This window comes from Streptomyces sp. NPDC049813, from assembly GCF_044465085.1.
GTDB lineage: Bacteria > Actinomycetota > Actinomycetes > Streptomycetales > Streptomycetaceae > Streptomyces.
The window spans coordinates 390,907-403,478 of the sequence record NZ_JBITLI010000003.1; the positions used below are offsets into that span (position 1 = coordinate 390,907).

The following is a 12,572-nucleotide window of genomic DNA, read 5'->3' on the forward strand; positions in this document are numbered from 1 at the left end:
CGGGTCACGCCGCCCAGTGCGCGGGCCGCGTCAGGCCCGCCGGCAGCTTGGTGGCGCCGTCGCCGCGGGCGGCCTCCAGCTGGGCCTGGGTGAGGAAGACGGCCCCGGTCAGGTCGGCGCCGTTGAGGCGCGCGTCCCGCAGGTCCGCGCCGATCAGGTCCGCCGAGCGCAGGTCGGCGCCGGTCAGGTCGGCGGCGACGAGGAGCGCGCCGCGCATGGTGGCGCCGCGCAGGTCGGCGGCGCGCAGCCGGGCGCCGACGAGGTCCGCGCCGCGATGGTTCTTCTTGCGCCCGGGCACGGTGGCGCGCACCAGGTCGCTCGCGGTGAGCAGCACCGTGTTGACCTCGCCGCGGACGGCGGGCACGTCGACGGCGAGCAGGGCGTCGGCGCCCGCGCGCGTGAGCCGCTCGATGGCGTCGTACGCGCGCTGTGCCTCCTCGTGCACCGGCTCCGCCGCGGGCAGCCGCACGACCTCGCTCAGGTACCAGAGCAGCTCGTGCAGGTGACGCATGGTGGGGAACACGTCGTACATCGCCCGCGCGCTCTCGGGGCGCTCGCGCCAGCTGACGCCTTCGAAGGTGACCTGGGAGATCTTCTGGCCGGCGCCGAAGCAGTCGAAGACGGTGCAGCCCCGGTAGCCCTCGACGCGCAGCTTCGTGTGGATGCCGCAGCGGAAGTCGTCCCGGAGGTGGTGGCAGGGGGTGCCCGCGCTCTTGTTCCGCGCGAAGTCCTGCGACTTGGCGAACGGCAGTGCGACGCAGCACAGTCCGAAACAGTCGGCGCAGTCGGCGCGCAGCTCCGGGCGGTCGGGCTCGTGGGGCACGCGGGGCACGTGCGGCTCGTCGGGGGAAGCGTCGGGCGAGGTCACTCCCCCATTGTCGCCGACCTCGCGGCCGCTGCGCCGGGCAGGCCCTCTTGTGGCCGGCGCGTGGCCGCGCCACCGTGGACGCACCCCCCGCCCCGCCCCATGCCCCGGGAGTCGACGTGGCCTCCACCTACCTGCTTCCCCATGAGCTGCACGGAGACGGCCCGCACCGGGTGATCGCGGTGCACGGCTGGTTCGCCGACCGGTCCGCCTACGACGCGGTCGTGGCCGATCTGGACCGGCACTCCTTCACGTACGCGCTGGTGGACCTGCGTGGCTACGGGGAGGCGAAGGACACCCCGGGCGCGTACACGACGGCCGAGGGCGCGGCCGACGTGCTGGCGCTCGCGGACCGGCTCGGCTGGGAGCGCTTCTCGCTCATCGGACACTCGATGGGGGCGAGCGTGGCGCAGCGCGTCCTGGCGTCGGCCGGGCACCGGGTGCGCCGGATCGTGGGCGTCTCGCCGGTCCCGGCGTCGGGGCTCGCGCTGCCGCCCCAGCAGTGGGAGCTGTTCGCGACGGCGGACACCGAGCCGGCGCACCGCCGCACCATCCTGGACCTCACCACCGGCGGGGTCCGCCCGGAGGCCTGGCTGGACCGGATGACGGCGCGGTCCGTGGCGCGCAGCGACGCCAAGGCGTTCCGCGCCTGGCTCGACTCGTGGACCGGCGACGACTTCCACCGGGAGCTGGACGGCTGCGGGACGCCCGCGCTGGCGGTGACCGGTCGGCTCGACCCGGCGCTGCCCGCGGAGCTGATCCGCTCCACGTGGCTGCGCTGGTTCCCCCGCGGCGAACTGGTCGACCTGCCGGTCTGCGGCCACTACGCGATGGACGAGGCGCCGCTGGCGCTGATCCGGGTGGTGGAGGACTTCCTCCGCGCGGACCGGCCCGGCCCCCGGTCCTAGGGCCTCAGCCCGCGTCCGGCTCCAGCCGCAGCGACACCGAGTTGATGCAGTAGCGCTGGTCGGTCGGGGTCGCGTAGCCCTCGCCCTCGAAGACGTGGCCGAGGTGCGAGCCGCACCGCGCGCAGCGCACCTCGGTGCGGACCATGCCGTGCGAGCGGTCCTCGATGAGTTCGACCGCGGCGGAGTCCTTCGGGTCGTAGAAGGAGGGCCAGCCGCAGTGGGACTCGAACTTCTCGGTCGAGGTGAACAGCTCGGCGCCGCAGGCCCGGCAGCCGTAGACGCCCTTGGTCTTGGTGTCGGTGTACTCACCGGTGAAGGCGGGCTCGGTGCCGGCCTGGCGCAGTACCGCGTACTCCGCCGGGTTCAGCTCCGCGCGCCACTGCTCGTCCGGCTTCTCGACGTCGTACGACATGGAGGCACTCCCTTTCAGCGCTGTGCGAGGTGGTCCAGGATGCGCGGGCCGAGGTCCGTGACGTCGCCCGCTCCCATGGTGAGAACGAGATCACCGGGCTTCGCCATTCCCGCGACGGCCTCGACCGCCGCGGCCCGGTCCTCGGCGGCCTGCACGTCGGCGCCGGCGGCGCGGGCCGCGTCGACGATCAGGGCGCTGGTGATGCCGGGGATCGGGTCCTCGCGGGCCGGGTAGATGTCGAGGACGACCGAGGCGTCCGCGAGCTTGAGGGCCTCGCCCATCTCCTGGCCGAGCTCCTGGGTGCGGGAGAAGAGGTGCGGCTGGAAGAGGACCAGCAGCCGGGAGCCGTCCGCAGCGGCGCGCATCGCCTCCAGGTCGGCCGTCATCTCGGTGGGGTGGTGCGCGTACGAGTCGATGACCTGCACGCCGTTCGCCTCGCCCTTGAGCTGGAGGCGGCGCTTGACGCCCGTGTACGACTTGATCGCCCCGGCCAGGTTCCGGGAGGGGATGCCGAGCGCGACGCCCGCGGCGAGCGCCGCGACCGCGTTGTGCGCGTAGTGGCGGCCGGGGACCGAGACGGTGAAGGTGAGCAGCTTGCCGTCGAGGAGCACCGTCACCTCGCTGGTCAGGCCGCGCGGCGTGACCTTGTGGATGCGGATGTCCGCGGCACTCGACTCGCCGTAGGTGACGACCTTGAGGGAGGTCGTGTCGCGGATGCGGCGGGTCAGCTCGACGGCGCCGGGCTGGTCCGCGGCGATGACGAGGGTGCCGCCGGGGACGATCTTCGAGGTGAAGATCTCGAAGGAGTCGTAGATCTCGTCCATCGACGCGTAGTTGGCGTGGTGGTCGAGTTCGACGTTCAGGATGATCGCGACTTCGGGGCGGTACTTGTGGAAGCTGCGGTCCGACTCGTCGGCCTCGGCGACGAAGATGTCGCCCTCGCCGTGGAGCGCGTTCGAGCCCGGGGCGTCCAGGTCGCCGCCGATCGCGTACGAGGGGTCGAGGCCGAGCGAGGAGAGGGCCACGGCCAGCATCGACGTGGTCGTCGTCTTGCCGTGGGTGCCGGCCACCGCGATGGGGCGCAGGCCGTCCATGAGGGCGGCGAGCGCGTCGGAGCGGTGCACGACGGGGATGTCGAGCTCGGCGGCGCGCCGCAGCTCGGGGTTGTCCTCGCGGATCGCCGAGGAGACGACGACGCAGCTGGCCTCGGGCGACAGGTGCGCGGCGTCGTGCCCGATGTGGACCGTGGCACCGAGCGCGCGCAGCGCCTCGGCGGTTGCGGACTCCCGCGCGTCGCTGCCCGCGACGCGCGCGCCGCGCTGGGCGAGGATCTTGGCGATGCCCGACATCCCGGCGCCGCCGATGCCGATGAAGTGGGGTCGGTCCATGGCGGCGGTAGAAGTGGGCAGGCCGGGTGCCATACGTGTCTCTCCCCTGGGGTTCTTTCGGGTGCTGCGGTCCGCGGTCACGGCGACCGCGGGCGGGGGCCAGCCTATGGCCTCGGCCCCGCCCGCCCCGCATCCGCGCCCGCGGCCCGCGCCACCGCCCGCGAACCCCGCGGCGTCACGCCTTGCTGTGCGAGAACAGCTTCAGCACCGGCACGCCCACCTTGTGCCGGGCGCGCGAGGCCCAGTCGCGGTGGAAGAACTCCTCGACGTAGTGCGGGTCGGTCAGCACGATCACCTCGTCGGCCCGGACCTCGTCGACAAGACCCTTGAGCGCGTCGAGCGGGTGGTTCTCGATGAGCCGGCCCGCGGCGGCGCAGCCGGCCTGGTGCAGCGCGGTGAGGGAGACGCCGAGCGCCTGCTCCGCCGGGGCCCTGGCCTCGTCGCCCTCGGGCACCTCGTCCTCGCGGGCCGCCTCGTCCAGCTCGCCCATCGCGACGTCGTCGATGGCCCGCAGCAGGCGGTCCGCCTGGTCGCCGCGGGGCTGGAGCAGCACGTGGAAGGAGACCTCCTCCTCCCCGTGGAGTGTGGTGACGAACTCCACGTCGGCGGAGGTCAGAGCCTTTTCGATCATCAATACGCTCGTGAACACGACGGGCGCCCTTCTTCTCCTGCCGCGGGCCGTCCTGCATCCGGCCCTGGGGACCTGCGGAAACCATCCTGCCCCGTGGCCGCACGGGGTCTGCAGGTTTTAGTGTGCCCAGCGGGGACTAAACGGAACGAGTCATTCCGTTCCGTGTCGGGGCCGACGGTACCGGGAGAAGAGGAAACCGTCCTCCTCCAGCAGCGACGCCAGTTCGAAACGGGCCGGCAGGACCGGCCCCGAGCCCCCGGCGATGCGCTGCGCGGTACCCGACGTGAGCAGCGGCGACAGGGTGAGACAGAGCTCGTCGAGCACCTGTGCGGCCACGAACTGGCCCAGGAGCCGCGGGCCGCCCTCGGTGAGCAGCCGCGTCAGCCCCCGCCCGGCGAGGGCCGCCACCGCACGCTCCGGTTCCACCCCGGCGCCCTCGCCCGCGATCAGCACCTGCGCGCCGGACGCGCGGGCCGCCGCCATCCGCTCCGCGGGCGCGGCCGCGCCCGTGAGGACGTACGTCGGGGCCAGCGGCTCGGTGAAGAGCGGCAGTGTGAAGTCGAGGTCGAGGCGGGCGCTGATCACGGCGATGGAGGGGGCGGGGCCCTGCCCGGCCGCCGCGCGGCGCGCGGCGAACGCGTCCCGGGCCCGGGCCGGCCGGTACCCCTCCTGGCGGACCGTCTCGGCGCCGACGACCACGGCGTCCGCGAGGGCGCGCAGGGTGCCGAAGATCCGCATGTCGGCGGGGCAGGAGATGGGCTGGGAGCGGCCGTCGTGCTGCGCGGCGCCGTCCAGGGTGGAGACCATGTTGGCGCGCAGCCAGACCCCCGCCGCCGCCTCGGCCGGATATCCGTAGGCGTCGGCCAGCTCGTCGAGGCTCCACTCGCGGCCGGACGGGCCCGCGGCCGCTTCGCGTCCCTCCCGGCCCTCGTGATCTGCTGTTTCGTACGTCACAGGGAACAGGCGTCGCATGACGTGCAGTGTGGCACGGCCATTAAGCTGATGAGTTGTGTCGTCCTCCCCCGAAGCCCCCGGCTCCCGCCCGACGGGCAGCAGCCCCATAGCCGACGCGGCGCCCCCGTCCCTGTGCGCCCGCGAACCGCACGTCCCCGCGGAGCGCCTGGTCGCCGAGATGGTGCCGCCGCCCCGGTTCAGCGCCGCTCGTTTCGACACCTACATCCCGGACCCGAACCAGCCGAGCCAGACACAGGCCGTGCAGGTCCTCAGCTCCTTCGCCGCCGGGCTCGGCGCGCAGGCGGGCGGCGGCAAGAAGCGCGGGCTGTTCGGCTTCGGGAAGAAGCCCGCCGCCCCGGCCGGCCCGCGCGGCGTCTACCTGGACGGCGGGTACGGCGTCGGCAAGACCCACCTCCTCGCCTCGCTGTGGCACGCGACCCCGGCCGCGCCCGAGCAGAAGGCGTTCGGCACCTTCGTCGAGCTGACGAACCTGGTCGGCGCCCTCGGCTTCCAGCAGACCGTGCGCACGCTGAGCGGGCACCGGCTGCTGTGCATCGACGAGTTCGAGCTCGACGACCCGGGCGACACCGTCCTCGTCTCCACGCTGCTGGGCCGGCTGGTCGAGGCGGGCGTCGCGCTCGCCGCCACGTCGAACACGCTGCCCGGCAAGCTCGGCGAGGGCCGGTTCGCCGCCGCGGACTTCCTCCGCGAGATCCAGGGCCTGTCCGCCCATTTCCGGCCACTGCGCATCGACGGCGAGGACTACCGGCACCGCGGCCTGCCCGAGGCGCCCGCGCCCTTCTCGGACGAGCAGGTCACCAAGGCCGCGTACGCCACCGAGGGCGCCTCGCTCGACGCCTTTCCGCAGCTGCTCGACCACCTGGCGCGGGTGCACCCCAGCCGGTACGGCGCGCTGACCGACGACCTGAGCGCGGTCTGCCTGACGGACGTCTCCGCCGTGCCCGACCAGTCCACCGCCCTACGCCTGGTGGTCCTCGCCGACCGGCTCTACGACCGGGAGATCCCGGTGCTCGCCTCGGGGCTGCCGTTCGACGGCCTGTTCAGCGAGGAGATGCTGAACGGCGGCTACCGGAAGAAGTACTTCCGGGCGATCTCGCGGCTCACCGCCCTCGCCCGCGACGCCAAGGACCTCGTCCGGCCGTAGCGGCGCGCCGCCGGTACGGCGATGGATCACGGAGCGCCCGCGACCGGTCAGGCGCGAGATCGCGCCACCGGCACGCCACCGGTGCGGAGCGGGACCGCGCGCGGCCCGCCACCGGTCCGGCCACCGGAGCGCGGCGCGGCCCGCCGACGCTACGCGCGTGGTTCCCGCGCCGCGGCGCAGGTGATAGACACACCGGGTCACAGTTCCTGTCCGCCAGCAGGAGGTTGTCCCATGTCTGAGACACGGCTGTCCGCGACACGACGTCAGATGCTCGCCCGTTCCGGCGCGTTGGGGGTGGGCATCGCCTTCGCCGGGACCCTGTCCGAACTCTTCGCGGGCTCCGCCGCCGCCCACGGCCGCGCCGGCTACGGCCCGCTGGTCCCCGATCCGGCCGGGCTGCTCGATCTGCCGAAAGGTTTCCGCTACCGGGTGCTCTCGCGCGAGGGCGACCAGCTGCGCTCCGGGGAGGGGCCGGTCCCCAGCAACCACGACGGCATGGCCGCCTTCGCCGGCCGCCAGGGCCGCGTCCACCTCGTGCGCAACCACGAGAACCGCGTCACCGGCAAGATCCCCGTACCGACCGTCGAGGGCCTCACCTACGACCCGATGGGCAAGGGCGGCTGTACGGCGCTGACCGTCGACCGGCACGGCGCGGTGCTCTCCGAGCGGGTCGCCATCGCCGGTACGGCCGTCAACTGCGCGGGCGGCCACACCCCGTGGGGCACCTGGCTGACCTGCGAGGAGACCGAGGACAAGGCCGGCACGAACGGGTACACCAAGGACCACGGCTTCATCTTCGAGGTCGACCCGGTCGACCCGCACCGCTCGGGGGCGGTGCCCCTCACCGCCATGGGCCGCTTCCAGCACGAGGCGATCGCCGTCGATCCGCGGCGCGGCGTCGTCTACGAGACCGAGGACGCCTTCGACAAGCCGTTCGGCCTCTTCTACCGGTTCCTGCCCGAGAAGCCGCACGGCGGCCTCGGCTCGCTGCGGGCCGGCGGCCGGCTCCAGGCGATGCGGGTGCCCGGCCTGCCCGACCTGTCGGTGGTGCAGGAGACCGGCGCGACCTTCACCGGCATCGAGTGGGCCGACGTCCCCGATCCGCTCGCCACCGAGACCCCCATCCGCAATCAGGACTTCGGGCGCCGCGGCATCACCCACGCGCAGAAACTGGAGGGGTGCTACTGGGGCGGCTCGTGCGTCTACTTCGTCTCGTCGTACGCGCGCAGCCGCGAAGGGTCCGCCGCCGACCACTTCGGGCAGATCTGGCGCTACGACCCCGCGGCACGCCGGCTCACGCTGGTCATCGTCTTCGGCCCGGACACGGACGTGCAGCTGCCCGGCGAGGAGCCCGACAACATCTGCCTGGCACCCAGCGGCGGTCTGATGGTGTGCGAGGACGGCGAGGGCGCGCAGCACGTCTTCGGCGTGACCCGAAAGGGCGAGGTCTACGCGATGGCGCGCGGCCGGCAGAACATCGGGACGGCGCAGGAGCCCGCCTGGGGCGAGTTCGCCGGCGTCACGTTCGCGCCGGACGGCAGGACCATGTACGTGAACTGCTACACGCCGGGGACGACGTTCGCGGTGACCGGCCCCTGGCACACGTGACGCGGCACTGACGCCGCCGCCCGCGACCGGCCGCCCGTCATCTGACCGGTTTCGGGCGGCGTGGTGCGCGGGCGCCCTGGGCAAGGTCCCAGCATGAACGAACGACCGGACAGCGCATGGGAGTTCACCGACGACCGCGGGCACCTGGCCACCGCGCCACGGACGCCGCGGCGGGTCGTCGCGTACATACAGGCCGGAGCGAGCCTGTGGGACCTGGGGATACGTCCCGTGGGGATCTTCGGCTCGTACCACGACGGCGGCGGACCCGATCGCGCCAAGTCCGGGGCGCTGCCCCTGGACGACGTCGCGTACCTGGGGGCCGGGGCGGGGCTCGGGCTCGACGACGTCCTCGCCGTGCGGCCCGATCTCGTCGTCGCGCTCACCTACGGCGGCGGGCAGGTGTACGGCGTCGAACCGGACGTGGCGAAGCACCTGGAGGAGCACGTCCCCGTCGTCGTGATCGACGTGGGGCAGGGCCGGGGGCTGGCCGCCGTCCGCGAGCGGGTGGCGGAGCTGGGCCGGTCGCTCGGCGCGGCCGAGGACGCGTCGGCGCAGCGGGAACTGGCGCGGGCGGAGCGGGAGCTGGCCGCCGCCGCCGCGGCGGCGGGCCCGGTCCGGGTGCTGGCGCTCTCGCCCGGCGGCCCGGACAGCGTGCACCTCGCGCGGCCCGCGAAGTGGCCCGATCTGAGCGCCCTGACCGGTTTCGGGGTGCGCACCATGGAGCCGCCGGAGGGGCCCGGGGCGAACTGGTCCACCGGCTCCTGGGCCGACGCGGCCGAACCGGCGCCGGACGTGGTGCTGGTGGACGCCCGGGCCAACGCGGCGCCGCCGGAGCAGTACGCGGGGGACGCGCGGTGGGCGGCCGTCGCCGAGCGGGCCGTGGTGCTGCCGTGGAACCCGGAGATCGCGGCCAGCGCCACCGCGCACGCGGCGTTCTTCGCCCAGGTGGCGCAGGTGCTGCGACGGCATGGGGGTGACGGCGCCGCCCGCCTGCCCGATTAGTACCATTTTCGGGTTTACCGTCGCGGAGTGATCCGTACTCTCCGCCGCACCACAGCGACCCGCACCGCAGCGACCCGCACCGCAGTGACCCGCACCGCGCTGACCTGCGCTTTGGGTGCCCTCGCCGTCGGTGCCGCCGCCTGCGCGGGCGGCGGCACCGCGCCCCCGGGCCCGGGGCACACTCCCCGGCCCGCGGCGAGCCGCCCGGCCGCGGCGCCGTCCGGGCCGCCCACGCTGGCGCCCGGCCCCGCCGGGCTCACCCCCGTCTTCACCCACGTCCCGCGGGCGCGGGAGCGTACCGTCGCGCTCACCTTCGACGCCGACATGACCGCCGACGAGGGCGCCCGCGCCGCCGCGGGCGAGCACTTCGACAACCCCCCGCTCATCGCCGCCCTGCGGGCGCTGCGGGTGCCGGCCACGGTCTTCATGACCGGGCGGTGGGCCGAGCAGTATCCGGCGCAGGCCCGGGACATCGGCGCCGACCCGCTCTTCGAGGTCGCCAACCACTCGTACAGCCACTACGCCTTCACCGGCGACTGCTACGGGCTGCCCACCGTGCCCGCCGGGCGGATGCGGGCAGACGTCGAGCGGGCGTTCGCCGCGTTCCGCCGGGCCGGGATCAAGCGCGTGGTGCCCTACTTCCGCTTTCCGGGCGGCTGTTACGACCGGCGGGCGCTGCGGGCCCTGACCCCGGCCGGGGTCACCGCGGTGCAGTGGGACGTGGTGAGCGGCGACGCGTTCGCGACGGACGCGGACGCGGTGGCGCGGCAGGTGCTCGACGGGGTGGCGCCGGGGTCCGTCGTCGTCCTGCACTGCACCCGCAGCGCGGCGCCGACGACGGAGCGGGCCGTGCGGACCGTGGTGCCGGCGCTGCGCGCGCGGGGCTTCCGGTTCGTCCGGGTCTCCGAACTGCTCGGGACGGCCCGGACGGCGTGACCGTACGCTGGGGCGCATGGAGAACACCCAGGGCGGGACGGCAAGGACGGCGGGACCGAGGTCGCCGAGGTCGCCGAGGTCGCCGAGGTCGCCGAGTGCGTGCTGTGCCGCAGGCCCACCGAGTACCCCGAGTCCACCAAGGGCGTGACGCTGTGCCCGGTCTGCGAGTGGCAGGAGGCACAGCGCCAGGCCTGTTCCGGCTGAGGCGGCCCGGGGCTCGCGCGGGCTCAGGGGTGTGCCCGGCTGCTGGCAGACTGGAGGGGTGACCAGCGACGACACCTCCACGCCTCAGACCCCGGCGACGGCCGCCGGGGCCGACAGCCCGTTCCGCGACGAGCGCACCGCACGCGACGAGGCACCGCAGTTCGTGCTGCCGCTCGTGGTGCGCATCGAGCGGGCCGCGCCGCCGGCCCGTACGGACGCCCTGGAGACGGCGGCGCGGGCGGTCCTCGTGATGCTCGCCGACGAGCGTTCGCTGGGCGAGGGCGAGTGGGCCGCCGTGATGCGGGACTGGCAGGACGCCCGGATCCGCAAGGTGGTGCGGCGGGCGCGGGGCGCGGAGTGGCGCCGCGCGGAGGGCCTCGACGGCATCACGGTCACCGGGCGCGGCGGCGCCGAGGTGCGGGTCTTCCCGCCGGTCCCGCTCGACGGCTGGCCCAAGGACCTGGCGAAGCTCCAGGTCTCCGGCACGGACCTCGACGACCCGCAGCCGCCGCCCGCCCCGGACCCCGCGGCGCCGGTGCTCTGGCTCAACCCCGACCTCGACATGACGGCGGGCAAGGCCATGGCGCAGGCCGGGCACGGCGCGCAGCTGGCGTGGTGGGAGCTGTCCGACGGGCAGCGCAAGGAGTGGCGGGAGGCGGGCTTCCCGCTGTCGGTGCGGGTGGCCGCCCGGGAGCGCTGGGAGCCGCTGACCCGGGCAGGGCTGCCGGTGGTCCGGGACGCCGGGTTCACGGAGATCGCGCCGGGATCGTGCACGGTGGTGACCGAAGGGGCCCGCGACGGCGGCCTGTTGTCGGGGCTCGGCCGGGCGTGAGCGGCGGCCGGGTGTCCTGCCCGGGGATCGGCCGGGGCAGCGCTGCCGGAATCGGCGGGGAGACCGGTGGGGAGACCGGTGGGGAGACCGGTGGGGAGACCGGTGCGGAGACCGCTGCGGAACCTCAAATGTAGCTCTGAAGGTCCCTCCCGCACGGTTCGTCCGGCCCCGCCCGGGTGAGGTAGAGAGCACGCCGCAGCGGACCGGCACGGCGCGGGAGGGGGACGGTCATGCAGGAAATGTCACGGTTGGGCACCGGGATCGGCTGGCGGCCCGAGATCGCCGGCGTCGTCGAGGAGATGCCCGGCATCGACTGGGTCGAGGCGGTCGCCGAGAACCTCTGCCCCGGGCACCTGCCCGACTCCCTGCTGCGGCTGCGCGAGCGCGGCGTGACCGTCGTGCCGCACGGTGTCTCGCTCGGCCTCGGCGGGGCGGAGCGGCCGGACGAGCACCGGCTCGCGGCGCTCGCCGCGCGCGCCGAGGCGCTCGGTTCGCCGCTGGTCACCGAGCACATCGCGTTCGTCCGGGCCGGCGGCGACCGCACGGCGTCGCCGCTCCTGGAGGCGGGCCACCTGCTGCCCGTGCCGCGGACCCGGGACGCGCTCGACGTGCTGTGCGAGAACGTCCGGATCGCGCAGGACGCGCTGCCCGTGCCGCTGGCCGTGGAGAACATCGCGGCGCTGTTCGGCTGGCCCGGCGAGGAGCTGACCGAGGGGCAGTTCCTCTCGGAGCTGGTCGAGCGCACCGGCGTCCGGCTGCTGATCGACGTGGCGAACCTCTACACGAACTTCGTGAACCGGGGCGAGGACCCGGCCGCGGCACTGGACGAGCTGCCCGTCGAGGCCATCGCGTACGTCCATGTCGCGGGCGGGTTCGAGCGGGACGGCGTCTGGCACGACAGCCACGCCCATCCGGTGCCGGAGGCCGTCCTCGCCGTCCTGGCCGATCTCGCCTCGCGCGTGTCCCCGCCCGGCGTCCTGCTGGAACGGGACGACAACTTCTCGTACGACGGGACGGAGCTGGAGCGGGAGGTGGCACGGATCCGGGAGACGGTGACCGCCGCCGGGACCGCACCCGAACCCGCCGCACCCGTCCGCCCGGTGCCGGACACCGGGCGGGACGCCGGACCGAACACCGAGCGGGACGCCGGACCGGACACCAGGCCCGACGTCGAGCGGGTGGCGCCGGTCGCCGAGCGGGTGGCGCCGGTTACCGAGCAGGTGCGTGGTCGGCTCGCGCTCGGGCAGGCCGCCCTGCTCTCCTCGCTCGTCGCGGGCACCCCCGCCCCCGAGGGCTTCGACCGCGCGCGGCTCGCCGTGCAGAGCAGGGCCTTGGCGGCCAAGCGGGCCGACGTCGTCGCGAAGGTGGCGCCCGAACTGCCGTCCGTCATGGGCCGCGCGGCGTACCGGACCGCGTTCCTCGCGTACGCGCAGCGGCGGCCCATGGCGGACGGGTACCGGCGCGACGCGCTCGACTTCGCGGAGGACCTGCTGATCGCGCAGCGCGTCGACGACCCCTTCGTCCGCAAGCAGCTGACCGACTGGTGGCTGGAGCGTTCGGGCCCGCGCTCGCTGGTGGGACGCCCGATGGCGCGGGCGCTGCGGGCCGCCCGGTTCGCGCTGCGCCGGTGAGGGCCGGGCCGCCCTCTCCCCCACCCAGCGGGCGCG

General features: G+C 74.7%; 12 protein-coding genes. 7 read left to right on the plus strand and 5 right to left on the minus strand.

The window, feature by feature from the left end; translation table 11 throughout:
• Nucleotides 1-4: 4 nt before the first annotated feature.
• Nucleotides 5-868: a pentapeptide repeat-containing protein gene (locus ACIBW6_RS09190; protein ID WP_399058355.1), complete on the minus strand. Its 864-nt coding sequence runs from the start codon at nt 866-868 to the stop codon at nt 5-7.
• A 116-nt stretch (nt 869-984) separates the two neighbouring features.
• Between ACIBW6_RS09190 and ACIBW6_RS09195 the strand changes: the two genes are divergently transcribed.
• A complete protein-coding gene (locus ACIBW6_RS09195) occupies nt 985-1,773 on the plus strand; it encodes an alpha/beta fold hydrolase (RefSeq protein ID WP_399058357.1) in 789 nt (262 codons plus the stop codon).
• Between the two features lie 4 nt (nt 1,774-1,777).
• Here ACIBW6_RS09195 and msrB read toward each other — a convergent pair whose 3' ends face one another.
• The 4 genes from msrB to ACIBW6_RS09215 all read right to left on the minus strand — a co-directional run bounded on the left by msrB (nt 1,778) and on the right by ACIBW6_RS09215 (nt 5,176).
• Nucleotides 1,778-2,185, minus strand: a complete 408-nt coding sequence (gene msrB, locus ACIBW6_RS09200; RefSeq protein ID WP_356493957.1) for a peptide-methionine (R)-S-oxide reductase MsrB — start codon at nt 2,183-2,185, stop codon at nt 1,778-1,780.
• A 14-nt stretch (nt 2,186-2,199) separates the two neighbouring features.
• Nucleotides 2,200-3,606, minus strand: coding sequence for a UDP-N-acetylmuramate--L-alanine ligase (gene murC, locus ACIBW6_RS09205; RefSeq protein WP_399058360.1), 1,407 nt, complete (start codon nt 3,604-3,606; stop codon nt 2,200-2,202).
• Nucleotides 3,607-3,748: 142 nt separating this feature from the next.
• Nucleotides 3,749-4,222, minus strand: coding sequence for an indole-3-glycerol phosphate synthase (locus ACIBW6_RS09210; protein WP_399058362.1), 474 nt, complete (start codon nt 4,220-4,222; stop codon nt 3,749-3,751).
• 132 nt (nt 4,223-4,354) lie between these two features.
• Nucleotides 4,355-5,176: a pyrimidine reductase family protein gene (locus tag ACIBW6_RS09215; protein ID WP_399058364.1), complete on the minus strand. Its 822-nt coding sequence runs from the start codon at nt 5,174-5,176 to the stop codon at nt 4,355-4,357.
• Between the two features lie 37 nt (nt 5,177-5,213).
• Between ACIBW6_RS09215 and zapE the strand changes: the two genes are divergently transcribed.
• The 6 genes from zapE to ACIBW6_RS09245 all read left to right on the plus strand — a co-directional run bounded on the left by zapE (nt 5,214) and on the right by ACIBW6_RS09245 (nt 12,536).
• A complete protein-coding gene (gene zapE, locus ACIBW6_RS09220; RefSeq protein ID WP_399058366.1) occupies nt 5,214-6,323 on the plus strand; it encodes a cell division protein ZapE in 1,110 nt (369 codons plus the stop codon).
• A 231-nt stretch (nt 6,324-6,554) separates the two neighbouring features.
• Entirely contained in the window at nt 6,555-7,931 is a 1,377-nt protein-coding gene (locus ACIBW6_RS09225) for an alkaline phosphatase PhoX (RefSeq protein WP_399058368.1), read from the plus strand.
• Between the two features lie 93 nt (nt 7,932-8,024).
• Nucleotides 8,025-8,933, plus strand: a complete 909-nt coding sequence (locus tag ACIBW6_RS09230; RefSeq protein WP_399058370.1) for an ABC transporter substrate-binding protein — start codon at nt 8,025-8,027, stop codon at nt 8,931-8,933.
• 84 nt (nt 8,934-9,017) lie between these two features.
• Complete coding sequence (locus tag ACIBW6_RS09235) at nt 9,018-9,869, plus strand: polysaccharide deacetylase family protein (protein ID WP_399058794.1); 852 nt, start codon at nt 9,018-9,020, stop codon at nt 9,867-9,869.
• A gap of 262 nt (nt 9,870-10,131) precedes the next feature.
• A complete protein-coding gene (locus tag ACIBW6_RS09240; RefSeq protein ID WP_399058372.1) occupies nt 10,132-10,905 on the plus strand; it encodes a peptidyl-tRNA hydrolase in 774 nt (257 codons plus the stop codon).
• 239 nt (nt 10,906-11,144) lie between these two features.
• Nucleotides 11,145-12,536 (plus strand): DUF692 domain-containing protein, encoded by a 1,392-nt coding sequence (locus ACIBW6_RS09245; RefSeq protein WP_399058796.1) that lies wholly within the window; start codon nt 11,145-11,147, stop codon nt 12,534-12,536.
• Nucleotides 12,537-12,572: the final 36 nt, after the last annotated feature.